A 23935-nucleotide genomic window follows, 5' to 3' on the forward strand; every position below is an offset into this window, starting at 1 on the left:
CGCGCCTGACGCCGGCTGGGTCAGCTCATAGCTCGTGGCCCAGCACTACCTGGCAAATGTCGGCAAACGAGCGGGCTTCTGGCAGCAGCGTCATGTCGAGTTTCAGGGCACGGCCGATATCCGCCGCCGATAGCAGGCCACGCAGCCGCGGCGCTTGATCTCGGTCGCCCTGGGTCACCAGCAGGTACTGGTCGCCGGAGGCACGCAGGGTCTCGATCAGCTGGCCGACACTTAGCCTCTCGAGCTGTGCCAGCGACATGGCGTGCAGGGCTTCGCAGGGCGTCTGCACCATGCCCGCGGTTACCTCGCTCCTGGCAATGTCGTGCTGCTGCATGGCAAGGGTGATGCGGCGACCGCCGATGATCTCGCGGCGAGTCACGAGGCCGCTCAGGCGGCCATGTTCATCGGTCACCAGCAGCTGCTGGGCCTGGTGCCGTTGCATGCTGGCATGTGCCAGGTCGATGGCGGCATCATGAGCGATGGTCGGCAGCTCGACCTGGGAGAGGTCGAGCATGATGTCGATGGCGGGACTCTCCCACGACAGATGCGCTGGCCCGGCGGGGCGCTCGATGACGGGATGTTGCTGCAGGTGGCTCAAGGCGCGTGGTGCATGGAGTGACAGTGACATGGCAGTGGGTCTCGCTGATGGGCTATGAAAGGGCGAGGTGGCGCCTCGCCTAGCACTACCCTGGCAGCCTTGGCTTAAGGAACTCTTAACATCGGCGCGGCCGAGCTCCTGCAGCGCTCGATAGGGAACGTCGGATGCGAATACTGTTGGTAGAGGATGATCCGTCGCTGGGCGAGGGCATGCGCGTCGCCTTGCATCGGGAGGGCTATACCGTCGACTGGTTGCGCAATGGCGGTGACGCGCTGGCGGCACTCGACAGCGATGCGTTCTCGGCGCTGATCCTCGACCTGGGCTTGCCCGACATGGATGGCCTCGAGGTGTTAGCGCGACTGCGCCGCCGTCATACCCTGCCAGTGGTGGTGCTTACCGCCCGCGATGCCCTGGTCGATCGGCTGCGAGGCCTGGACGGCGGGGCCGACGACTATGTGCTCAAGCCGTTCGATCTCGCCGAGCTGCTGGCCAGGCTGCGCGTGGTGACACGGCGCGGCGAGGGGCGTCGCAGTGCCCAGCTGCAGCTCGGTGCGCTGGTGATCGACGAGGCGCGGCATGCCGTCACCTGGCAGGGCCAGGAGGTCAGCCTGGGGCGTCGCGAGTTCGCCCTGCTGCTGGAGCTGGCACGCCACGCAGGACAGGTGATTCCCCGCTCACGGCTGGAGAGCCTGCTGTATGGCTGGGACGAAGACGTCGAATCGAACGCCCTCGAGGTGCATGTCCACCACCTGCGCAAGAAGCTCGACAGGTCCCTGATCGTGACCCTGCGCGGCATCGGCTACCGCCTGGAGGTGCCGGCCTGATGCGCTCGATCCGCCGCTATCTGATCGTTACGCTGACGCTGGTGCTTGCCGTCGCCACGCTGATCATCATCGCCGTCATCTATCGGGTCACCCATCACAAGGCCGAGGATGTCCTCGACGTCCAGCTCAGCCTGCAGGGCCGAATCGTCGCGTCACTGCTGGCCCCGGGAACCCCGGAGCAGGAGTATGCACGTATTGCGCGCCACTTGGATCAGCCGGGGCACCCCTCGCGCTGGTTCGGTGACGCTGCGAGTCCGGAGGCGGGGCAGGCGTCACCGCAGGCGAGCATCGCCCGGCGTTTCCATACCGACGAGCGCATGCTTACCCTGGGCTTCTGGGAGGCCGACGGCATGCCTTGGCTGATGGGGGCCGAGTGGAACGATGCCGGGCCTTTCCCGGCGCCGCAGCAGCAGGGCTATCGCTGGGAGACCTACGCTGGCGAACGTTGGCGTGTGTTCAGCCTGATTCTCGACGATCAGCAGCGCTGGCTGAGTATCGGCCTGCGCGAGCGTTTCCACGACGACCTGTCGCGTCAGCTGGCGATGGGCAATCTGCTGCCATTGCTTATCGCCCTGCCGGCACTGCTGCTGCTGGTGGGGTTGGTGGTACACCGGGGGTTGCGTCCACTGCTGAGCCTGTCGCGGCAGGTTGCCGGGCGTAACGAGCGTGAGCTCGGCCGTATTCGATTGGCGGTGCCGCGCGAACTGCGGCCGCTTCGCGATGCCCTGAACGACTTCATGGCCAGGCTCGAGGATGCCTTGGCCCGTGAGCGGCGCTTCAGCGCCGATGCCGCGCATGAGCTGCGCACGCCGTTGGCGGCACTGAAAGTGCATCTCGACAACGCCATGGCCGGCGAGCGGGATGCCCTGCCTCGCGCCTATGCCAGCATCGAGCGTCTGCAGCGCGTCGTCGAGCAGCTGCTGACGCTGGTGCGCCTGGACCAGGAGGGCGAGGCCAGTGCCGAGCGGGTCAACTTGCTGGCACTGACCCAGACACTGGCGGCTGAGATGTGGCCCCAGGCCAGGGCTCGCCAGCAGCTGCTGAGTATCGCCACCGACGACGCGATCTGGGTCGAGGGTAACGTCACCGAGCTGGGCATGTTGATCCGTAACCTGCTCGATAATGCGCTGCGCTATTCGCCCCACGGCGGCTGGGTAGAGGTATCGATGGGTGACAACGACGGCACGGCGTGGCTGGTGGTGCGCGACAGTGGGCCGGGTATCGACGAGACGCTGCTCGCCTCGGTCACCGAGCGGTTCCGTCGCGGAAGCAACCGCGACGTCGAGGGCAGCGGGCTGGGCTTGTCGATCGCCCTGCAAGTAGCCCGCCGCCAGCAGTTGACGCTGCAGCTGACAAACGCTTCCACGGGTGGCCTGGAAGCCTGGTTGCGTTGGCCTCAATCAGCGGTGTCGTAGAGTGCGCTCAGCCGCGGTGCCTCGAGAGCGTGGCGCCGGGCGGCGGCGAGCAGCGGGCCGAGGATCGCCTCGCGCTCGGTGGGCCGGCCGGCGAGCACGTCCTGAAGCATCGAGGCGCGGTTGTTGGCGGTGCCCTCGATGACCCGCCACACCCTGCCACGCCAGCCCTCGGCGGGGGGCGCGATGCCCTCGGCGTGCATGATGGCCTCGAGCTCCTCGAGCAGCGCCTCGACCAGCGGCCGAAACGGCCGGTCGCGAAGCTGGCCGTTGCGAATCCGCCAGCGTGCCACCAGCGGGTTGATGGCGGCATTGACCGCCAGCTTGTGCCACAGCCGGGTGCGAATGTCGCTCACCGCTCGGCAGCGCAGGCCGGCGTGGCCGAGCAGCGCGGCCAGCTGCTCGGCGAGGTCGGCATGTTCGCCGTCGAGGTGGCCGAGGAAGGTCTCGCCGCGGCCGGCATGCACCACGCCGCCCTCGCTGACGTAGGCGCCTTCGCTGGTGGTGGCGCAGAGTACCGGACCACTCCAGCGCCGGGTCAGGGTGCGCTGCACGCCGTAGCCGTTCTGCCACAGTACCAGCGGGGTGTCGGGGGCGAGTTTGGGTGCGAGGCCCTCGAGCGCCGCCTGGCAGTCATACGCCTTGGTGGTGAGATGCAGGGTGCCGCGAAACGGCGCACCCAGGCTGGCTGGCGTGGCACCGGGCAGCCGCCGTGCGAGGGTGTGACCCTCGGGGCTGGTCAGCGTCAACTCGGCGGGCGGGGCACGGCGCCCGAGCAGGGTCACCGGCGCCACGCCGGCGAGGCGCACGGCCAGCAGCCGGCCGATGGCGCCGGGGCCGACGATCAACTGTGGCGAGGTCACTGGCGGCCACCGCTGGCCTTGCTGCTGCGACGCCGGCTGGTCTTGCCCGCGGCGGCCTTGCTGCCGCGGCGCCGCGCCCCGGGCTTGCGGCCGCCACGCCGCGGGGCTGGCGCCTCGACGCCCTGGGCGCTGCCCAGCGCCTGGCGCATGCGCTCGGCGTCGGCGGCATCGAGCAGGCTACGCAGGTCGCCGAGCAGCGCGTCGAGGAATGCCTGTTCGCTATCAGCGGCCTCGGCGATGCGGCTGAGCCGCTGCTCCCATAGTGCGGTGCGCTCCGGGCGCGTGGCCGGGTCGGGCAGCGAGGCGATCAGCGCGTGGCCGGTGCGGCTGGCGCGCAGGGCACTCTTGACGCGCACCAGGTAGCCGCGCTCGAGCAGCGTCTCGATGATGCCGGCGCGGGTCGCTTCGGTACCCAGGCCGTCCGACTCGCGCAGCGTGCGCTTGACGTCCGGGTCGTCGACATAGCGGCCGATGTTCATCATCGCCTTGATCAGGCTGGCGTCATTGAAGGGCTCCGGTGGACGCGTCTCACGGTCCTCGACCGCGGCGGCGGTGACCCGCGCCGGCTCGCCGCGCACCAGCGTGGGCAGCGGCGGGGGCTCGTCGCGGGTCGTGAACAGCGGCTTCCAGCCAGCCACCAGCACTTCGCTGCCGCTGGCCGTAAAGCGCTCGCCGAGCACCTCGAAGCAGGCCTTTACCTCGCGGGTCTCGAGGTGGGCGTGGAACTGCGCCAACACGTTGCGCACCACCAGCCGGTAGACATTGGCCTCCGGCGCCGAGAGGCGGCCCATGTCGGGGACCTTGCCGGTGGGGGCCAGGGCGTGGTGGGCGCCCACCTTGGCATCGTCGAAGGCCCGGCCGCGGCGCGTGAAGTCGGCGCCGCGGCACCACTCGGCCAGCGTGGCATCGGCCCGGCACAGCGTCGGCAGCGCGCTGGCCAGCGCTGCATGGTGGCCGCGCGGCAGATAGCGGCAGTCCGAGCGCGGGTAGGTGATCAGGGTATGCCGCTCGTAGAGCGCCTGGCAGGTGTCCAGCACCTGCTTGGCCGAGTACTTGTAGCGCCGTGCGGCATCCACCTGCAGCGCCGACAGCGAGTAGGGCAGCGGCGGCGCCTGGCGCTTGTCGCGGCTGTCGAGTTCGCTGAGCCGGCCTTCGGCGCCGGGCAGCCGGGCGGCCAGTTCGGCGGCCGGCGCGCGGGCCAGCAGCCGGCCCTGGTCGTCAAGGGGGTGCTGCTCGCCGGGCTGCCACCAGGCGCGGACCTGGCCGTGGGCGACGGCGAAATCGGCCCATAGCACGTGGAAGGGGCGCGGCGTGAAGTTGGCGATCTCGCGGTCGCGGCGTACCACCAGGCCGAGCACCGGGGTCTGTACCCGGCCCACCGAGAGCACGCCGTCGTGGCCGGCTTGGCGCCCGGTCAGGGTCCAGGCGCGAGTCAGATTGATACCGTACAGCCAGTCGGCCCGGGCGCGGGTCTCCGCGGCACGGTAGAGTGGCTGGTAGCGGGCGTTGTCCTCGAGCCGGCCGAGGGCCTTGGCCACCGCGGGGCGGTTGAGGTCACTGATCAGCAGGCGCTTGACCGGCCCGCGCCAGCGCAGGTGCTCGATCACTTCCTGGACCAGCAGCTGGCCTTCGCGGTCGGGGTCGCCGGCGTGGACCACCTCGCTTGCCGCCTTGAGCAGGCGGCGAATCACCGCCAGCTGGCCGCGCGCCTTGGGGCGCGGCATCAGCTGCCAGGGCGACGGCACGATCGGCAAGTGGTCGAGCCGCCACTGCTTGTAGCGTGGATCGTAGGCGTCGGGCGGGGCCTGCTCGAGCAGATGGCCGAAACACCAGGAGACGGTGGTATCGCCGACCTCGATGCTACCCTCGACGCTGCGGCGCTTGCCGGGCAGGGCGTCGGCGATGGCCCTGGCCAGGCTCGGCTTTTCGGCGATGATCAGGCGCATGGCTGTCTCGTCATCTGGGGTAGTGGATATTCTTCCAGTATCGCGGCGGTCTCGCCAGGTGTACTATTTCTGATAAATGTATAAGGTTTGTATCATTATGCGCGAGCGCGGACGGACACGACGCCTACTGGGCCTGGGAGCACGCACCGGCGGTGCCATGCTCAAGAGCCGAATGGGCGGCAACAGCGACTGGCGGGCGCTGGGCGAGGCGCTGTTCGTCGGGCTCTCGGAGCTCAAGGGGCCGGCCATGAAGCTTGCCCAGATCATGTCGCAGTGGGACGACCTGCTGCCGCCGGACCTGGCCGAGGAGCTGGCGCGCCTGCAGCGCCAGGCCGAGCCGATGCCCTGGGCGCAGATCCGTACCACCCTGGTCGAGCAGTACGGCGACCTGGAGGCCCACTTCCGCGAGGTCGAGGAGCAGCCCTTCGCCAGTGCCTCCATGGGCCAGGTGCACCGTGCGGTGACCCATTCCGGGGAAACCCTGGTACTCAAGGTGCAGTATCCGGGGCTGGTCGACGTGCTGGAGAGCGACCTGGCCCAGGTGCGCCGCATCATGCGCTTGGGGCGCTGGTTCAAGGTCCCCCAGGCGCGTCTCGATGCGCTGTTCGAGGAGCTTGCCGAGAGCCTGCGCGGTGAGCTCGACTACCGCGCCGAGGCCGCGGCCCTGGCGCGCTATCGGCAGCGCTATGCCGACCACCGGCGGATCGTGATACCCGCCCCGGCGCTGGACTACTGCGGCGCCCGGGTGCTGGCCATGCACTACGTGCCGGGCACCCCACTGCGCGACCTGGAGCAGGCCGAGCCGGCAACACGCCAGCAGATCGCCGAGGCGCTGGCCGACTGGCTTACCGAGGAGCTGTTTCGCTTCGGCGAACTGCACGCCGACCCCCACGCCGGCAATTTTGCCTGCGACGACCAGGGGCGGTTGGTGATCTACGACCTGGGCGCGGTGATCGCGGTGCCCGAGGCGCGCCTGGCGCAGATGCTCGAGCTGCTCGAATCGACCCTGCTGGGGGACCCGTTGGCGATGGATGCCGCGCTGCTCAAGATGGGTGGGCGCCAGGGCGAGGGCGCGCCGCTGGCGCTCTATCGCGAGGCCGCCGAGGCGGTGGCGCCGCTGTTCGCTCCCGGCGAACAGGATTTCGGCGATGTGCGCGTGCATCGTCGTCTGCGCGAGCTGAGTCCGCGGGTGTGGGCGGCGATGGATCGCCTGCAGCCGCCGGCCGACACCCTGCTGCTGTCGCGGGCGCTCAACGGCCACTACTGGAACCTGGTGCGGCTCGGCGCGCGTCTCGATATGCAGGCGCGCAGCCAGCCGCTGCTGGAGTGGGCGCGCCAACGCCGCGTCGGAGGTGAGCCCTAGCCTGCCGGCGTGCTAGACTAGCGCGATTTTTTTCGGCGGAGATGGCGATGCTGGCGGTATGGGTAGAACAGCTGCTGGGCTTTGCATCGGGAGCCCTCGGCGCGATTCGTGATAACGAGCACTATCCGTCGTTCATGGCCTGGGCACGCGACGAGGGCCGCGCCCTGGTCGGCGACGATCTGGCGCTGGCCCAGGCGCTGGCGCCGGAGCTGTGGTCGCAGACCCCGCTCGAGCGAGCCGGCTACGTCTGTGAGCCGCTGGCGCGGCCGGGACGCAACGAGCCCTGCTGGTGCGACTCGGGGCGCAAGACCAAGCACTGCTGCGGCGCGGTGACAATCCCTGGGCCGATCCCCAGCCACCTGATGTGGATGCTGTCGCTGCGCGAGTGGAAGGGCGCGTCGCTCAAGGCGGCCCTGGCCAGCGGTCAGGCGCCGGCCCAGGCGCTGCTCGAGGCCGGGCTGATCGCCGCCGAGAGCGGCCAGCGCGGCCGCGCCCAGCAGATTCTCGAGGCGCTGTTCGAGGGCGCCGACTGGGCGCAGATGCCGGAGCAGGCGGAGCCGGCCTTCGAACTGCTGGTGGATCTCTACCAGGAGCGCGGTTTCTATCGCAAGCGCACCGCGCTGCTCGACGAGGTGCTCGACCGCGGGCCGCTGTTCCTGCGCGGCGTGGCCCTGGAGCGGCTGTGCCTGATGCACCTCGACAACGATGATCTGGCCAGCGCCCGCGAGGCGTTCGTGCGCGCCCAGCAGGCGCTGCCCGACTCGCCGACCCTGGCCTATATCGAAGCCATGCTGCTGCTCCACGAGGGCAACGTCGAGGAGGCCGGCGAGCGCGCGCGCTTCTGGTTCCGCCGACTGGCGCGGCAGGGCGATCTCGACCCCGAGCAGCTGCAGTTCCTGGCCGATCTGGCGGAGAATCCCGGCGCCACGCTGGCCGAGCAGATGGTCAATTCCGAAGAGGACCTGGCCGATCCGCTGGCGGCGCTGCAGGCGCTGCTCGAGGCGCTGCCCACGGCACCGCTGCTGCGCTTCGTGACCGCCGACGACGGCAGCCGCGAATACCATCGCAGCGCCCGCGAAGACACCCTGTTCGCCGCCTGGCAGAAACACTTCCAGGTGCTGGTCGACGAAGACGCGGCGCTGGGCTTCGAGGACGACCCCTGGCCCCACGCCGGCGATTGGCTGGCCGAGCTCTGCGCCCACCCCGAGTGGCTCGATTCGCCGCAGGTGGTGCAGGCGCTGACCCTGGCCTTGACCAGCCGCTTCGGCAGCCTGCCGTGGATGGCGCCGAGCCTGTTCGAGCCGCTGGCGCAGCGGCTCGAACGCTGGCTGACCCAGCTCGATGGCGAGGGTGACGGCGCCTTCGTATGGGACGCCGCCGACAATGCGGTGCTGCTGCGTACCGGACTGGCGCTGGTGGTGGGCATGGAGCGCGGCGCCCGCGAGCACTCCCGCGAGCTGGCCGAGCGACTGCTGGCCCTCGATGCCCAGGACAGCCTGGGGCTGCGCGAGCTGGTGCTCGACCAGCTGCTGCGCGAGGGCAGCGACCGGCGCGCTCTGGAGGTCAGCTATCAGTCCGCGGATACGCCGCTGCTGGGGGTAATGATGGGCCGCGCGCTGGCGCTGTATCGGCTCGAGCGACTCGATGAAGCCAGCGAGGCGCTGCGCGAGGCCCAGGCCATCAACGGCCATGTGCTCGAGATGCTGTGCAACGAGCGAGCTCGCGCGGTCAGTCTGCCTGCCTCGGGGCTACCGGCGCCGGGCAGCCGCGCCGAGGCCTGGCAGTACCGCACTCTGATGCGCGACCAGTGGGCCAACACCCGCGGCGCGCTGGCCTGGCTTTGCAACCCCGAGGCGCCGCGCGACTAGCCTTGACTCAGGCGGCGCGTGGCACCGGCCGGGGGACCAGGTCGCGATCGCGGCTGACCCAGATCGCCAGCAGGATCGCCGGCAGGCCAAGCGCGGTGGCGATGACGAAGAAGGTGGCATAGCCCTCGGCGGCCACCACCATGCCGCCGAAGCCGCTCAGGAACTTGCCCGGCAGGGTCATCAGCGACGAGAACAGCGCGTACTGGGTGGCGGTGTAGGCCTTCGAGGTCAGGCTCGAGAGGAAGGCGATGAATACCGCGCTGGCCAGGCCATTGGCCAGGTTGTCGCCGATGATCGCCATGACCAGGAACGGCAGGCTTTCACCGGCCAGGGCCAGGGCAGCGAACAGCAGGTTGGTGAGGGTCGCCGCCGCGGCGCCCAGTACCAGGATCGGTCCAATGCCGTAGCGGGCCACCAGCAGCCCGCCGAGAATCCCCCCGCTGATGCTCATGGCGATACCGAAGATATTGGTGACGTTGGCGATGGTGGCCAGCGAGAAGCCCATGTCGATGTACAGCGGGTTGGCCATCGACGCCATGGCCAGGTCGCTGATCCGAAACACGGCAATGAATACCAGCAGCCATAGCGCCTTGAGCCGGTGGCGGCTGAAGAAGTCGGTGAACGGGCAGACCACCGCGCCCAGCAGCCAGGCGCCCGAACGCCGCAGCAGCTTGGGCTTGCCGCGGCTGGTGCGCAGGAAGGCGCGCACCCGAGGCTCATGGATCAGCTGGGTATTCAGCGATAGCCGGGCCGGCTCAGGTCGCAGCAGTACCGTGATCACCCCGATCCCGACCAGCGCCGCCATGCTCAGGTAGGCGACCTCCCAGGAGTAGGCCGACGCCACGTATAGAGCGCCGGCGCCTGCGGCCAGCAGCCCGCCGCGGTAGCCGATGATGTAGGTCGAGGCCATGGCGGCCTGGATATCGTCCGGCGCCGACTCGATGCGAAAGGCGTCGATGGCGATGTCCTGGGTCGCCGAACCGAACGCCACCACCAGCGCCAGGGCCGCAACCATTGCCAGGTTGTCGGTGGGGTTGAGGCTCGCCAGGCCCACCAGGCCGCCGGCGATCAGCGCCTGGGCCAGCAGCATCCAGCCGCGTCGCTGGCCAAAGGTCCGCGTCAGCAGCGGCAGTGCCAGGCGATCGACCACCGGCGCCCAGAAGAACTTGATGGAATAGAGGATGCCGATCCACGAGAAGAAGCCGATGGCGGCCACCTCTACTCCGTCGCTGCGCAGCCAGGCCGACAGCGTCGAGAACACCAGCAGAAACGGCAGTCCGGCCGAAAAGCCCAGGAACAGCATGGTGATGACCGGGGCGCGCAGATAGATGGCCAGAGCGGCGCGCCAGCTGCGCTGAACGGGGGGCGTGGGCATTAGCAGTCTCTCCGATCCGTGGGGCGAGGTGCAGGGCGGAAGACGGCTGTAAGGAGTGGTAAACTCGCCATTTGGCAGCCGATCGCTTGCGGCGATTGTTGCAGAGCCGCAGAGCAGACGCCAGCCACATTCGGCCCGCTACCGTCAGGAGCCCCATGCACGAGTTCAACGATGACCCTAGCGGTGAATCCGCCGATGCCATACCGCGCTGGTACATCATCCAGTGCAAGGGCGGTGAATCGTTTCGCGCCGCCGAGCATCTCGACAATCAGGGCTATGAGGTCTTTCATCCGGTGCTCGAGGTGCAGAAGAAACGCCGCGACAAGCTGGTATGGATCGCCGAGCCGCTGTTCCCCTACTACCTGTTCATTCGCCTCGATCGGCTGGCAAGCAACTGGCGGCCGATCCGCTCCACCCGCGGCGTGCTCAAGCTGGTCAGCTTCGGTCACGAGCCGCTGGCGGTAGATGATGCCCTGGTGCAGCTGCTGCGCGACCAGGCCTGCCGCAGCGATGGCGCCGGGCCGCAGGTCAACGTCTATTTCCGTGCTGGCGAGACCGTCGAGATCACCGACGGTCCGTTCCGCGATCTCAAGGCGGTGTTCGAGTCCCACAAGGGCGAGGAGCGTGCCGTGGTCCTGCTGACCATGCTGCACAAGCAGCAGCGCCTGGAGATGCCGGTCGCTCAGCTGCGACGCGACGGCTGAACGCCGCCGCCGTTTTCCCCTTTCGCAATCAGGAGACGCCATGACCACTATCGCTCCCCAGCGCGTGGTGCGCCTGCACTACGTGCTCAAGAATAGCCGCGGTGAGGTGCTCGACGACTCGCGGGCCCGCGGCACTCCGCTGGAGTACCTGCACGGCCACGACAATATCGTCGCCGGGCTCGAGCGAGCCCTCGACGGCCAGGCGGTGGGCGCCCAGCTCAGCGTTACGTTGATGCCTGCCGAGGCCTACGGCGTGCGCCGCGACGACCTGATCCAGGAGGTGGCGCGCGGCGCCTTCCCGGTCGACGATCTGGCGCCGGGCATGCGTTTCCAGACCCAGGGCGACGCCGGCCCGCAGGTCGTTACCGTGATCGAGGTGGGTGAGGAGCGCGTCACCATCGACAGCAATCATCCGCTGGCCGGCGAACGCCTCAGCTATGGGCTCGAGGTGCTCAGCGTGCGTGACGCCACCCGTGCCGAGCTGGCCAAGGGCCATCCGCTTGACGAGGATGTCGACCACACCCAGGTGGAGGACCGCAAGCAGCCCTGACCCGTCGTAAACTGACCTGGATCAATTCCGCTGTTCCTGCCGCCTCAGCGGGCGCGCAAACTTGATCCAGGTCAGGGCCGCACCGGCTCCCGCTGGCTAGAGTGAGACCATCACATACGCCACGGGAGACACGCCATGTACTGGGATGACGCCGTAATCTTTGGACTGGTGACCGTTGGCTTGATGGTCGCTTTCATGGCCGGCTGGGTGGGCTTCGTGATTCACGATCACAAGCGCCACGGCAAGTCCGGCAAATCAGATCAAGGTCGCGTGGAGTCGTCATCACGACGCTGACGCCACGCCCTGCACCGCGTCGTCAGGGTAGGGGGCCATGCCCCCTGTAGCCGGCCTTCTGGGCCGGCTTTTTTTCGCCTGTGATTGGTGTCTGTCGCCTAATGCCGACAGAGCCATGAGACTTTGCAAGAAGTGCGAAACGCTGGCGGAGAGGGGCGCAGGTGCTGGAGGGGGGGCTGGCGGGTGGCTAGTATTCAAACACTGTTCATAAACCGCCGAGGTGTTTCGATGTCAGAGCATGAGCCTACCGATCCGCGCAAGGGACTGAACGATCCGCGGCGTCGCAAGCTGTTGGCCGCCCTGGGGCTGGGTGGGGTCGCTGCCTATGTGGCACCGACGCTGTTCAGCCTGGGCCAGGCCCAGGCCTGGTACGAAGAAGGTATCGTTATCGAGATCGGCGGCCGTCGGCACCGGCGCCAGCGGCGCGGCTCCTATAGCCGGCCCAGCTACAGTCGCGGCTCCTACAGCCGTCCCAGCTACAGTCGGCCCAGCTACAGCAGGCCATCCTACAGCCGCCCTAGCTTCAGCCGTCCGAGTCGCTGGTAGTCGATGGATATTGTCTGGCAGGGCATGTCGCTACCGATGCGTCTCGATGCGGTGCCCGAGGTGGAACAGGCACTGGCGGCGGCGGCACCCGGGTGGCCGCAGCGGCGTCGCGCATCGGATGTGCCTTCGGCGCCGATTCATCTGTGGCGCCGTGGCGCCGGCTTCTGTCAGACGTCGCCGGCGCTTAGCCGTCCACTGCCGATTCCCACGGCAGCCTCGGCGGCGTGCAGCCTGATTGCCGACCTGATCCCCAATTTTCTGCTCGAACGGCCTGACTTGATTGGCCTGCACTGCGGCTCGGCGCTGGTTGGAGAGCGTCTGGTGCTGTTTCCCGAAGCACACCGCGCCGGCAAGAGTACCTTGAGTGCTGCTTTCGCCTGTGCCGGCTATCGGGTGTTCGGTGATGACGTGCTGGCACTCGACGCCGCTGGTCAGGGTATGGCACTGGGCATCGCGCCGCGGCTAAGGGTGCCGCTGCCGGCGAGCTTGCCGGCAGCCTTCAGTGCCTACGTCGAGGCGCATCGCGGGCCTGGCGATAATCGCTACCAGTATCTATCGCTGCCGGCGTCGCAGCTGGCCCGACACGGCGAGCGCGCGCCGGTGGGCGCCATTGTGCTGCTCGAGCGAGAGCCCGGCGCGGCGGCCGAGCTTCTGCCGCTGGCCCCAGGAGACGGATTGTTGCAGCTGTTGTGCCAGAATTTTGCCGCGGACTGGCCGGCCGAGCCGCTGCTGTCGCCGCTGCTGGAGTTGATGAAGCGGGTGCCCTGCTGGCTGCTGCGCTATGCCGACCCGCTGGAAGCGGTCGATGTGGTAGCAGAGGCGATGCGACAGCCGGCCGGCATTACTGCGTTACCGGCTAGCCGCCGCTGGCAGGAGGCTGCGCATTTGGCGCCGGAGGTTGATGAGGGGGCGCTGACAGGACGCTGGCAGCCAACCGCTGGCTGGCGAGCGCGACCGCTGGGAGATGAGCTCTTCATGATCAGTATGTTGGCCGAGCGCGCCGGCGAGGTGCACAGGCTCAATCCGGTGGCGGCGGGAGTCTGGCGCCTGTTGAACTGTGAGCCGCTGGGGGTAGACGAGGCCGCTGACCTGCTTGTCGAGGCGTTTCCCGGGGTGCCAATGAAACGAGTCGCAACTGATACGCGGCGTTTGTTTGCCGAGCTGTCTGGGGCGGGGCTGATCCAGCGGATATCATCTCAGCCGTGATCGATCTGCCTGGGGTCGGTCTGCAGTCGCGTCAGGAAGTTGGCGACCGGCTCGGGATGCGCGAGGTGGTAGCCCTGGACCAGGTCGACGCCGTGGCGGCTGAGGTATTCGAGCTGGAACGCGGTCTCCACCCCTTCGGCGACCAGCTTGAGCCCAAGGGTCTTGGCCAGGGCGATGATCGAGCGCGCCAGTGGTGCATCGTCACGCTGCTGCAGGACATCGATGAACACCTTGTCGAGCTTGATCTCGTCGACGCGGAAGTCCTGCAGGTAGCGCAGCGAGGAGTAGCCGGTACCGAAGTCGTCAAGCGACAGCTCTACGCCGAGGTCGCGCAGTGCCTTGAGCTGCAGGCTGATACCCGGGGTCAGCAGCAGCGACTCGACCACCTCGAGGGTCAGGCGGCCCGGGGCGATGGCGTGCTTGTTGATCAAGCGGGCGATGCGCGGCACGAAATCTTCATCGCGCAGCTGCTGTACCGAGACATTGACCGATAGCCTCAGCTGGCTGTCGGCCAGCGGACCCGCCAACAGCTGACCGGCCTGCTCGAGTACCCAGTTACCGATCGGCCGAATCAGCCCGCTGCGCTCGGCTTCGTGAATGAACCCGCCGGGGCCGATCAGGCCTCGTTCGGGGTGCTGCCAACGCAGCAGCATCTCGGCGCCCCTGAGGGCCCCCATCCGGTCGAACTGTGGCTGCAGATAGAGGCAGAACTGCCGGCTGCGGATGGCCTCGCGCAGCTCGCGCTCGAGCAGGTTCTGACGCTGCTGCCACTCGCTCAGCTCGCTGGCGTAGAAGGCCACGCCGTGGCGAGTGTCATGGCGCGCCTCCTTGAGGGCCAGCTCGGCGCGCTGCAGCAGCTGTTCGACGCTGTCGGAGTGGTCCGGGTAGCTGGCAATGCCGAGGGCAAACTGCAGCTGATACGCCTGATTATCCACCCACCAGGGGTGGGCGTTGAGGGTTTCCAGCAGCTCTGCCAGCAGTTGGTGCGCCACGTCACGAGTGGTGTCCGGCATTACCAGTACCAGGCGGTTGGAGGGCAGCCGGGCCAGGTCGATGCCCGACAGCGTTAGGTCCATATAGCGCTGCAGATGCTGGGCGATCAGGCTCAGCGCCTGGTCGCCGCCGCGCTGGCCGAGGGTTTCGTTGATCTGGCTGAGCCCGCCGATCCGCAGTACGCCAAGGTGAAAGCGACCGGCCTCTAGGTGGCGCTCCAGTGAAGCATCCAGACCGCGCAGGGTCGGCAGGCCGGTGACATCGTCGTAATGCAGGTGGCGGTGCAGATCCTGTTCCGCGGCACGCCGGCGCAGCGACTCGGCGAACTGCGAGACCAGTCCCGAGACCGCGATCAGGCAGCTGACCTCCTCGGCATGCCAGCGGCGAGTTAGCAGCGATTCGCAGCATAGAATGCCGCGCAGCTCGCCGCCGACGAAGATGCCGGCGTCGAGCATCGAGACCACGTCGTGTTTGACCAGATAGTCGTTGAGGCAGGCCAGGCGCGGATCCTGCTGCGCCTCGACGCTGGCCAGGCCGGGGGACTCTCGCAGTGCCCCAAGGTAGCCGTCGAGGCGCTCGATGGGCAGCTGCTCGCCGACCTGGGCGTCATCGAGGCTGGCCTGGCAGGTCATGGTCTCGTCGTCGAGCAGCCAGATGCTGACCCGCGGCACGTTCATCAGCCGTGCGGTCGAACTCAGCACGCTGGAGTAGAAGTCGCTGTCACCGGCTTCGTGCTGCAGGTTGCGTAGTTCATGCCAGGCCTGCTGCTGGGCGAGCAGGCGCCGGCGGGAGTCGTGCAGTGCGCGCTCCATGCGCTGCTGGGCATCACGCTGATGGCCAAGCTCGCGCAGGAACAGCAGCGACACCGCCAGCAGCACCACGCTGCCGGCGCCCAGCCAGGCCAGGGCGCTGCCCAGGCCCGCCTGGCGCGAGACCTGCCAGCTGACCGCCAGGATCAAGGCAACGCCGACGCCCAATGCGCCTGACAGTAGGCCCATCAGGCGGCGCTGGGGTAGGGGACGGGCGCTTTTGCGGGTGTCTGGCGCCTGATACATGCAGGTTACTCGCGAACTGCGTCATTGGCGGTGGAACCCTGAGTATAGCCGTGCTCGGCGCTAGCGATAGGCGGGTATGCTATTGCAAGCGCATGATGTCGGCGTGCAGCGGAGCGAGTCGAGCATATAGCCGATTACGGGTTTGCAGGGGGATATTTTCGTCGATCATGGCGGCATCGAGGTGCTCCACCAGCCGATTGAAGTGGCTGTCATCAAGGCCCATGTGCTGGTGGGCGCGATCCATGGGAGGTCCCTGATATTGACAGGGTCCGTCGCTAATATCGCATAGCTGCTGCTCCAGCGAGGCGACGAAGTGGTCGATGTTGGTGTTGGCGAAGAAGCCGACGATATGAGCATCGTCGGCAATCCGGTACATCAGGTTTTCGACCACCGCTGCAATGCCTGGCTGGCCACCCAGATCGGCATAAAGCGGTTGAGACGGCTGGCGCATGGTGCAGCCTGCCGCCATCAAGAGGGCGCTTGAAACCGCCGCCAGCAGCACGATGCGAGAACGCTCGAACAAGACATGACTCCTCAGAAGGCTAGCTGAAGCGAGAGATAACCGCCGCGCTGATCGTCGAGGCCGGCAATGGAGCCGAGCTCCAGCCAGGCCGCGGTAAGCGATACCTGCTTGCTGAAAAAGTAGGCGCTGTAGAGACTCTGCCAGTCGTCCTCCTGGGCGAAAGAGAGATTGTCGGGCTTTTGCCGGTACTCCGTGCCGACGATCCAGCGAGGGGTGATGAAGAGTCCCAGTGAGCCCTCGACGAGCAGCGAGGCGGCGTCATTGTGGTCTCCCCCGTAACCGAGCAGCCCGCCCTGATTGGCGGCCGAGTGCCTGAGGGTGAGGTTGGTCACCAGGTTGCGGCCGGCAACGGCGGCAAACCACAGCTTGCTGCCGCTCAGGTAGAGATCGGTGCCGCGGGTATCCGTGGCACCTACGGCCCGGGCGAGGTCGCCATCCTCCAGCCACTTGTGCTGGACACCCAGGCTCCAGATGCCCCAGGGGTGGTAGAGCAGATCCCCGAAGAGTCGCAGCTTGCCGCCGGCGATGGTCTGTTCGAGTTCACCACCCAGGGTGGTCAACTCCAGCCGCTGGCGCGCCAGTGACAGCTCTAGGCGATCATGCACGTTGACCCCCACGCCGCCGACGCTGAGGCGATAGTCGTTCAACCAGGCGCGGGTTGCCGCTGCGGTCAGGCCCACTTCGTCGCTGCTTGGCGTGCCGGCAAGCACCGCCCAGGGCGACAGGCCGCCGCCCGCGGCGCCTTCGATCTGGGTCACGCCGCCGGTGGCGAGCAGTCGGCTGCCGGCCGATGCTGCGAGAGGCAGTGCCGCAAGCAACAGGCAGCACAGGAGTTGGCACGCGGCACGCTGGGTAACTCGCATCAATGCCTCCAGTTCACGTCAAGGGGAGTATGTCGTCAGCTCGATACTGGTCGAGCCAGGCGGCGACCTCATGGCCCGGGAGCGGCTTGGCGATCAGGTAGCCTTGCAGTTCGTCGCAGCCGAAGTCGCAAAGGAGGGCGGCGATGGCAGCGGTTTCCACTCCCTCGGCAACGACACGCAGCCCCAGGCGATGCCCCAGCTCGATGGTCGAACGCACGATGACTACGTCGTCGGGCTGGGTATCCAGCGACATCACGAACGACTTGTCGATCTTCAAGGCGGCCACGGGCAGCTGCTTGAGCTGTGCCAGCGACGAGTAGCCGGTGCCGAAGTCATCGATCGCCACCGTCAGGCCCGCTTGCCTGAGCTCGCTCAGGCAGCGATTGGCCAGCGCGGGATCCTGCATCACGGCGCTCTCGGTCACTTCCAGGCTCAGCTGCTCGACGTCGAGGGCGTAGTGAGCCAGTACGCTGAGCAGATGCTCGGAGAGCTGCGGATCGATGACGTCCTCGGCGGAGAGGTTGATGGCCACCGAGTGGATCCGTCCGGCGCGCCGCCATTCGGCGAGCTGGCGACACACGCTATCGATCATCCAGCGGGTGAGCAGACGAATGTTGCCCGAGCGCTCGGCGAGGGTAATGAACTCGTCTGGAGGAATGAACCCCAGGCTGGGATGCTGCCAGCGCATCAGGGCTTCGAACTGGCTCACCTTTCCGCTGCTGGCCTCGATCTTGGGTTGATAGGCCATCCATAGCTGGGAGTCTCTGGCCGCCGCCTGCAAGTCGCGAATCAGGGTCAACTGGCGAAAGTGCTGTTCGTCCTGCCCGGGCTGGTAGCAGCACCAGGCGCTGCGCTGGCGGCGTGCGGATGCCAGCGCAATATCGGCCCGCCGCAGCAGCAGGTGCGGGTCTTCGCCGTGGGTGGGACTATGCGACTCTCCCGCACACAGCGACGGGCGAAATGGTGAGGCGTCCAGCTCGATGGGCTCGCTCAGCTCGTGCAGCAGCCTCTCCTGCCAGCCGACGGGCGGCACCGGGTTGTCTACCAGCAGCAGGAATTCGTCGTCGCCGAGCCGAAACGCCTGGAAGCCCGGGGAGGGCAGCTGTGCCAGCCGCTGGGCCAGGGTGATCAACACCCTGTCCCCGAGGGCATAGCCGAAGGTGTCGTTGATATCGCGAAATCTTTCGACGGCCAGACGCAGCAGAGAGAACGGCCGACCCTGCTCGATCAGCTGCGTTATGCACTCCTGGGCGCTGCTGCGGTTGGGCAGGTCGGTCAAGGGGTCGTGGCGGGAGCGGTGCAGCAGCGTCCGTTCGCGTTCGTCGATATCGGCCTGCATCGATAGCAAGGTGTCGGCCAGCAGGCCGATCTCGCCGCGCGGTGAGACGCCGATCGCCTCGAGTCGCTGGCCGAGGCCAATGCGCCGCGCAGCATCGCTGAGCCGGGTCAGCGGCAGGCTCATGCTGCGGGCGCTCCAGGCCGCTGCAGCGGTCGTCAGCAGCAGAATCAAGCCGACGATGGCCAGCAGTTGCCACTGCAAGTCGCGATAGGCGGCCAGCAGGCTGGCGCGGGATACCTGAGCCAGGGCGAGGGTCTGCTGCGGACCGGCTACGTTAAGGACCAGCTCGCGGGTCAGGTAGTCCGGGTCGTCGATGATCGCCTGGGCGTCTATCGGCTCGGCCTGGTCGGCCAGCCCGGGTCGAGAGCTAACCAAGTAGGAGGGGCTATCTCCGCTGGGTTGCGCGATGACGCTGATGTCCAGGCGGGTCAGGGCGTGAATCTCGTTAACCAACGCCTCATCGATCAAGAAGCCCATGCCCACCCAGCCGATCAGGTTGGGCGCGCGCACCGGCAGCAGCACGAACTCATAGGGCTGCCCCGCTTCGACGATGAGATCGACGCCGGCGCCCTGTTGCTGGGCCTGCTCCAGCAGATCGAAGAACGGCAGCGTGCTCCCGGCAGGGTGATGGCTGCTGGCCAGCAGGCTGCCCTCGAGGTCGCTGAGCAGCACCATGTCGGCCCCTGCACGGTCGCCGTGGTTGGCCAGTACCGTACGCAGCGTATCGGTATCCTGGGTGGCGACTGCGCTCTTGAAACCGAAGTCGTCGGCGAGTATCGCCACGTTGTTACGCAGCTGATGGCCGCGCTCGTCGAGGATTTGCTGGAGTACGTTGACGCCCACCTCCAGGTCGTGTTCCCCCTTGGCCAGGGCATCCTGATACACCACGCGCAGGAAGGCGCCACCGGTCACCGTAAGTGCAAACACCACCACGGCCAGCAGCACGATGAGAAGGCGGCTACGAAAGCTCACTAGGGGGCCTGCCGCCGGTCACTGGGTGGCATCGCGGAAACGCTGCTGCAGCGCCGATGGCTCAGCGGGGGGCGGCGCCGAGGCCGTCAGGGTCAGCAGCACCTCCTGCTGGGGCTGTTCGTCGAGGGAGACGTCGTGCCACTGCTGGTGGCTGTCGTCGAGGCGAGGGTGCCAGATCCTCACGCGATGCTCACCAGCGGGCAGGTCGGGTATCTGCCAGCGGCCGTCCTCCTCGGTAACGCCGACGTGCGTTGCATCGCTGACCACGATGAAGGCCTGCATGTGATCATGGATGTTGCAGCCAAGCACCACGACGCCGGTCTGGTCGAAGGTAATGGGCGGTGGGGTATCGCGCAGGAAGAGGTTGAGATCGAAGACCTTGGCCGGTGAAAAGGAGTAGACGTGGTGGCGGGTGCTGTCCTGATTGGGAAAGCGAATACGGCTGTCGACCGGGACCGCCGAGACATGCGGATGGAAGGCCGCATCGCGCTGGATGATATCGTCCTGGACCCCGGGCCTGCCCGGCGCGCCGCTGACGTGGACTTCGATCACTGCATTGGACAACGACTCGCCGCTGGCGGCGTCCCTGACGGTGAGAAGCGTGGCGGCGGCGGGGCTTGATAGCAGCAGCGTCGAGACTATCACCGCTAACCGCTGGGGTAACAACGCAGTGCGCATAGGGAGTGCCTGGTCAGCTTATTATAGGAGTCGCGATAATGGTGGGGGATTAGCCGAGTAGTGTCATCCGGCCGGCTTAACGCTGTATCCACCAATTGCGTTTCCAGGCCTGCATCACCCGCTCGGGGTACCAGGTCTCACCGCGGCTGCCGTTGTAGCGCGCCAGGGCGCGGGTCAGGTCGCCACGCTCCACCGCCAGGTAGTGGGCGAGGATCGTGCAGCCATAGCGCAGGTTGAGCAGCGGGTCGAACAGGTCATCGGCGGGGCGCCCCAGTTCGGCGACCCAGAACGGCATGATCTGCATCAGCCCCAGGGCGCCGGCGGAGGAGATCGCCTCCCTCTGGAAGGCGCTCTCGACCTGAACCACCGCCAGCACGATCTCGGGGGCCAGACCAGCCAGCTGCGCCTCCTGGTAGACGCGCTCCAGCAGCCGCATGCGCGTCTCGGGGTCGGAGACAAAGCGCGCCAGGCGCGGCTCCATGGCGCTCAGCCACTGGCGCGATGCCCAGATCTGAGCCGCACTCGGCGCCTCGTCCAGCACCCCGTCGAGGGTGGCGCGCAGTCCCGGGGTCACGGCATGGCGTGGCTCGGCTAGCGCCGCCGACGCCGAGCAGCCCAGTGCAGCCGCCAGCAGGGCGGCCGCCGGGAGGTTAACTCGCGACCTTCCCACGCAGGAAGTCGACGATCTGGTCGGCGGGCACCATGGTCGGGGCGTCGTCGCGGCGACCCTTGTACTCGAGTTCGCCGTTATCGAGGCTGCGGTCGCCGATCACCAGCCGATGGGGGATGCCGATCAGCTCCTGATCGGCGAACTTGACCCCGGGGCGGGTATCGCGGTCGTCGAGCAGCACGTCGAGGCCGGCGGCGCTGAGCTCGGCGTAGAGCTGCTCGCTGGTTTCGCGCACGCGCTCCGACTTGTGGGCGTTCATCGGCACCAGCATCACCTCGAAGGGAGCGATGGCGTCGGGCCAGATGATCCCGCCGGCGTCGTGGTTCTGCTCGATGGCCGAGGCCACCACGCGGGTGATACCGATGCCGTAGCAGCCCATCCACGGATGGGTGGCCTTGCCGTTGGCGTCGAGCACGGTGGCGTTCATCGCTTCGGAGTACTTCCTGCCCAGCTGGAAGACGTGGCCCACTTCGATGCCGCGCTTGATGGCCAGCCGGCCCTTGCCGTCCGGTGAGGGGTCGCCTTCCACCACGTTGCGCAGGTCGGCAACCTGGGGCAGTGCCACGTCGCGCTCCCAGTTGATGCCGAAGTAGTGCTTGCCGTCGACGTTGGCGCCGGCACCGAAGTCGCTCATCAGCGCCACCGAGTGGTCGATGATGATCGGCATGTCGAGATTGACTGGCCCCAGCGAGCCGGGGCCCGCGCCCACCGCGGCGCGGATCTGCTCTTCCGTTGCCATCGTCAGCGGTGCGGCCACCTCGGGCAGGTTCTCGGCCTTGATCTCGTTGAGTTCATGATCGCCGCGCACCAGCAGGGCGATCAGGCCACCCTCGGCAGCGCGCACCATCAGCGTCTTGATGGTCTTCTCGATGGGCAGGCCGTGCTGTTCCACCAGGGTGGCGATGGTGCGCGCGTTGGGGGTATCGACCAGGCGCAGCTCCTCGCTGGGCGCGGCGCGCTCGGGGGTGGCGCCGAGCGCTGCCGGCAGCGCCTCGGCCTTCTCGATATTGGCGGCGTAGTCGGACTCGGTGGAGAACACGATAGCGTCCTCGCCGGAGTCGGCCAGCACGTGGAACTCGTGGGAGCCGGTGCCGCCGATCGAGCCGTTGTCGGCCAGTACCGGGCGGAAATCGAGGCCCAGGCGGGTGAAGATCCGCATATAGGCGTCGTACATCGCCTGGTAGGTGTCGAGCAGCGAGGCTTCATCGACGTGGAAGGAGTAGGCGTCTTTCATGATGAACTCGCGGGAGCGCATCACGCCGAAGCGCGGCCGAATCTCGTCGCGGAACTTGGTCTGGATCTGGTAGAAGTTGGTCGGCAGCTGCTTGTAGCTATTGATCTCCTTGCGCACCAGGTCGGTGATCACCTCCTCGTGGGTCGGCCCGACGCAGTAGTCGCGCTGGTGACGATCCTTGAGGCGCAGCAATTCGGGGCCGTACTGCTCCCAGCGCCCCGACTCCTGCCACAGCTCTGCGGGCTGCACCGCCGGCATCAGCACTTCCTGAGCGCCGGCGCGGTCCATCTCCTCACGCACGATGCGTTCGACCTTGCGCAGGGTGCGCAGGCCCAGCGGCAGCCAGGTGTAGAGGCCGGAGGTAAGGCGGCGGATCATGCCGGCACGCAGCATCAGCTGATGGCTGATCACTTCGGCGTCGGCGGGGGTTTCCTTGAGGGTCGAGAGCAGCAGTTGGGTGGCGCGCATGGGTCCGGCGTTTCCTTCCAGCATGGGGCGTGACATGAGTCGGCGTGCCGCGGCGGCGGCGTTTGGGGCATTGTACGGTCAAGCGTGTGTGGCGGCAAAAGGGACGGCATTGCTTGACCCTCGGGGGTGACCCGGCGACAGGCCTGCGAGGAGGCGCTGTAAACCCATCCCTGGGCGCTACCTTGCGCCCTGCTGCGCTCTCGCATCCTGCTTCGCTTGCAGGACCGGTGCTGGCCATCCATGGCCAGCCCGTTCGGAGCATGCTCCTCACCCATGGCGCAAACCTCCTCTTCGACCTGTCCCCGGCGCCCCTCGTCCGTATGCTCCTTCTCAACCTGTGCTCGGCGCTACTCGTCAGCATATAGGCTCACCTCAGCGACTTGAGCCAGAACACCATCGGCTTGTGGGTCTCCTCGGCGTCACCGATATCCTTCCAGTGAAAGGTTGTTGCCAGTTCGGGGTGGCGTTCATAGCCCCGCGAGCGCCAGAAGCCGTGCAGTGGCACGTAGTCGTGTGGCTTCAACGGGTGGTCGTCGGGGCGCTCCACGGCGCAGAAGGCGGCGCTGGCAAAGCCTTCGCCGCGGGCATGCGCTTCCCGCTCGGCCATGAACGCCTTGCCGATGCCGCGGCCGCGGTAGCTGGGTAGCAGCACCGACTCGCCGTAGTAGAAAACGCTGCCGATATCGAAGCCGGCCTGTTCGAAGGGTGCACGGAACTCGTCCAGGTCGTCGGCCAGCGGCATGCCGGTGGCAGCGCCCACCAAGGTGTCGGCGTCGAAGGCCAGCACGAACAGGCTGCGCGGACAGTCCGCATAGCGGGCCAGGTAGTCGGACTCGTAGGCGAGATCGCCGTCGTAGAGGTAGGGGAAATCGCGAAACACGCGGATTCTCAGGCGTGCCAGGGCGTCGAGATAGGGGGCGATGGCATGCCCTTGGCAGGTGCTCAGGGTGGTGGCCGACATGCGCTTCCTCATGGCTTGCGTATTTCTCCTCCACGCTAGCAGTCCGGTCGCTCACCGCCAATCCTGGGGGCGACCTGGACTGGGCCACGGGCGTCGCCAGGCGCAGACAGTGGGACTGTGATAGGCTTTGCAGCGATAAGGCAGGGAATATAGTGCAATGACAACAACGACACATGCGGCCGTGCGCCGCTGGCTGGCGCGGCTGGTAGTGGCCACCGGCGTGCTGGCGCTGGTGGGCTGCGGCACGCTGCTGCACCCGGAGCGCAAGGGCCAAACCAGCGGCGACATCGATCCACGGATCGCCTTGGCCAATGGCGTAGGCCTGTTGTTCTTCATCATCCCCGGCGTGGTGGCCTATGCCGTGGACTTCTCCAACGGCACCATCTATCTCCCTAGTGGCCATGCCCAGGCGCAGGTCGACAGCATGCCGTTCGAGGACGAACTCGACCTGGAGACGCTGGAGCTGATGCTGGCCGAACATCTCGGCAAGTCGGTCGACCTCGACCACGAGCTGCTGCTGACCGAGCGGGTCGAGAGCCTCGATGAGGCGCTGGCGCTGGTTCGCATGTCGGGGGTCGACGACGCCGAACGGCTGTCGACCATGTAGCCTGTGGCCGGCTTCAGCTGTCT

At 67.4% G+C, this 23935-nt stretch carries 22 protein-coding genes; 10 read left to right on the top strand and 12 right to left on the bottom strand.

Annotation, left to right across the window (positions count from 1 at the left end; all coding sequences use genetic code 11):
- Nucleotides 1-25 precede the first annotated feature (25 nt).
- Nucleotides 26-628 carry a CBS domain-containing protein gene (locus tag QC821_RS15285; protein WP_309723302.1) on the bottom strand — a complete coding sequence of 201 codons (603 nt, stop codon included), beginning with the start codon at nucleotides 626-628 and terminating at the stop codon, nucleotides 26-28.
- A 134-nt stretch (nucleotides 629-762) separates the two neighbouring features.
- Here QC821_RS15285 and QC821_RS15290 point away from each other — a divergent pair, with 134 nt between their 5' ends.
- Together QC821_RS15290 and QC821_RS15295 are read left to right on the top strand one after the other, a co-directional pair.
- A complete protein-coding gene (locus tag QC821_RS15290) occupies nucleotides 763-1422 on the top strand; it encodes a response regulator (protein ID WP_309723305.1) in 660 nt (219 codons plus the stop codon).
- Entirely contained in the window at nucleotides 1422-2837 is a 1416-nt protein-coding gene (locus tag QC821_RS15295) for an ATP-binding protein (RefSeq protein WP_309723308.1), read from the top strand. Before QC821_RS15290 ends, QC821_RS15295 begins: the two co-directional genes overlap by 1 nt.
- On the opposite strand, the gene QC821_RS15300 is transcribed toward QC821_RS15295, so the two are convergent.
- Nucleotides 2819-3697: a ketopantoate reductase family protein gene (locus QC821_RS15300; RefSeq protein WP_309723311.1), complete on the bottom strand. Its 879-nt coding sequence runs from the start codon at nucleotides 3695-3697 to the stop codon at nucleotides 2819-2821. The two genes, QC821_RS15295 and QC821_RS15300, sit on opposite strands and share 19 nt — an antisense overlap.
- Nucleotides 3694-5643: a DNA topoisomerase III gene (locus tag QC821_RS15305; RefSeq protein WP_309723315.1), complete on the bottom strand. Its 1950-nt coding sequence runs from the start codon at nucleotides 5641-5643 to the stop codon at nucleotides 3694-3696. The genes QC821_RS15300 and QC821_RS15305 overlap by 4 nt, the downstream gene beginning before the upstream one ends.
- A 97-nt stretch (nucleotides 5644-5740) precedes the next feature.
- On the opposite strand from QC821_RS15305, the gene QC821_RS15310 reads away from it, so the two are divergent.
- Nucleotides 5741-7006, top strand: coding sequence for an ABC1 kinase family protein (locus QC821_RS15310; RefSeq protein WP_309723319.1), 1266 nt, complete (start codon nucleotides 5741-5743; stop codon nucleotides 7004-7006).
- A 47-nt stretch (nucleotides 7007-7053) separates the two neighbouring features.
- Nucleotides 7054-8874 carry an SEC-C metal-binding domain-containing protein gene (locus QC821_RS15315; protein ID WP_309723322.1) on the top strand — a complete coding sequence of 607 codons (1821 nt, stop codon included), beginning with the start codon at nucleotides 7054-7056 and terminating at the stop codon, nucleotides 8872-8874.
- Nucleotides 8875-8881: 7 nt separating this feature from the next.
- On the opposite strand, the gene QC821_RS15320 is transcribed toward QC821_RS15315, so the two are convergent.
- Entirely contained in the window at nucleotides 8882-10249 is a 1368-nt protein-coding gene (locus QC821_RS15320; RefSeq protein WP_309723324.1) for an AmpG family muropeptide MFS transporter, read from the bottom strand.
- Between the two features lie 155 nt (nucleotides 10250-10404).
- Here QC821_RS15320 and rfaH point away from each other — a divergent pair, with 155 nt between their 5' ends.
- The 5 genes from rfaH (at nucleotide 10405) to QC821_RS15345 (ending at nucleotide 13549) form a co-directional block, all read left to right on the top strand.
- Nucleotides 10405-10953: a transcription/translation regulatory transformer protein RfaH gene (rfaH, locus tag QC821_RS15325; protein WP_309723327.1), complete on the top strand. Its 549-nt coding sequence runs from the start codon at nucleotides 10405-10407 to the stop codon at nucleotides 10951-10953.
- A gap of 40 nt (nucleotides 10954-10993) precedes the next feature.
- On the top strand, nucleotides 10994-11503 hold the full coding sequence (locus tag QC821_RS15330) for an FKBP-type peptidyl-prolyl cis-trans isomerase (protein ID WP_309723330.1): 510 nt from the start codon (nucleotides 10994-10996) through the stop codon (nucleotides 11501-11503).
- Nucleotides 11504-11638: 135 nt separating this feature from the next.
- Nucleotides 11639-11797, top strand: coding sequence for a cytochrome c oxidase subunit CcoM (ccoM, locus tag QC821_RS15335; RefSeq protein ID WP_309723332.1), 159 nt, complete (start codon nucleotides 11639-11641; stop codon nucleotides 11795-11797).
- Nucleotides 11798-12025: 228 nt separating this feature from the next.
- The gene (locus QC821_RS15340; RefSeq protein WP_309723336.1) at nucleotides 12026-12343 is read left to right on the top strand and encodes a hypothetical protein; all 318 of its coding nucleotides are present in this window, start codon (nucleotides 12026-12028) and stop codon (nucleotides 12341-12343) included.
- A 3-nt stretch (nucleotides 12344-12346) separates the two neighbouring features.
- Nucleotides 12347-13549: a PqqD family protein gene (locus QC821_RS15345; RefSeq protein WP_309723340.1), complete on the top strand. Its 1203-nt coding sequence runs from the start codon at nucleotides 12347-12349 to the stop codon at nucleotides 13547-13549.
- Here QC821_RS15345 and QC821_RS15350 read toward each other — a convergent pair.
- The 8 genes from QC821_RS15350 to QC821_RS15385 form a co-directional block, all read right to left on the bottom strand.
- Nucleotides 13540-15597: a putative bifunctional diguanylate cyclase/phosphodiesterase gene (locus tag QC821_RS15350; RefSeq protein ID WP_309723343.1), complete on the bottom strand. Its 2058-nt coding sequence runs from the start codon at nucleotides 15595-15597 to the stop codon at nucleotides 13540-13542. The genes QC821_RS15345 and QC821_RS15350 overlap by 10 nt on opposite strands.
- A 79-nt stretch (nucleotides 15598-15676) precedes the next feature.
- Nucleotides 15677-16120, bottom strand: coding sequence for a group I truncated hemoglobin (locus QC821_RS15355; protein WP_309723346.1), 444 nt, complete (start codon nucleotides 16118-16120; stop codon nucleotides 15677-15679).
- A gap of 11 nt (nucleotides 16121-16131) precedes the next feature.
- Nucleotides 16132-16983 (bottom strand): DUF3034 family protein, encoded by an 852-nt coding sequence (locus QC821_RS15360; RefSeq protein ID WP_309723349.1) that lies wholly within the window; start codon nucleotides 16981-16983, stop codon nucleotides 16132-16134.
- A 13-nt stretch (nucleotides 16984-16996) separates the two neighbouring features.
- Nucleotides 16997-19294, bottom strand: a complete 2298-nt coding sequence (locus QC821_RS15365; protein ID WP_309723351.1) for a putative bifunctional diguanylate cyclase/phosphodiesterase — start codon at nucleotides 19292-19294, stop codon at nucleotides 16997-16999.
- Between the two features lie 18 nt (nucleotides 19295-19312).
- Nucleotides 19313-19972 carry a carboxypeptidase regulatory-like domain-containing protein gene (locus QC821_RS15370; RefSeq protein ID WP_309723354.1) on the bottom strand — a complete coding sequence of 220 codons (660 nt, stop codon included), beginning with the start codon at nucleotides 19970-19972 and terminating at the stop codon, nucleotides 19313-19315.
- Between the two features lie 76 nt (nucleotides 19973-20048).
- Nucleotides 20049-20642 (bottom strand): transglycosylase SLT domain-containing protein, encoded by a 594-nt coding sequence (locus tag QC821_RS15375; protein ID WP_422720120.1) that lies wholly within the window; start codon nucleotides 20640-20642, stop codon nucleotides 20049-20051.
- The gene (locus QC821_RS15380) at nucleotides 20623-22344 is read right to left on the bottom strand and encodes a proline--tRNA ligase (RefSeq protein ID WP_309723357.1); all 1722 of its coding nucleotides are present in this window, start codon (nucleotides 22342-22344) and stop codon (nucleotides 20623-20625) included. Before QC821_RS15380 ends, QC821_RS15375 begins: the two co-directional genes overlap by 20 nt.
- Before the next feature lie 367 nt (nucleotides 22345-22711).
- A complete protein-coding gene (locus QC821_RS15385; protein WP_309723360.1) occupies nucleotides 22712-23305 on the bottom strand; it encodes a GNAT family N-acetyltransferase in 594 nt (197 codons plus the stop codon).
- A 157-nt stretch (nucleotides 23306-23462) separates the two neighbouring features.
- On the opposite strand from QC821_RS15385, the gene QC821_RS15390 reads away from it, so the two are divergent.
- Nucleotides 23463-23912 (top strand): hypothetical protein, encoded by a 450-nt coding sequence (locus tag QC821_RS15390; RefSeq protein ID WP_309723361.1) that lies wholly within the window; start codon nucleotides 23463-23465, stop codon nucleotides 23910-23912.
- Nucleotides 23913-23935: the final 23 nt, after the last annotated feature.

The organism is Franzmannia qiaohouensis (genome assembly GCF_031451695.1).
Lineage (GTDB): Bacteria > Pseudomonadota > Gammaproteobacteria > Pseudomonadales > Halomonadaceae > Franzmannia > Franzmannia qiaohouensis.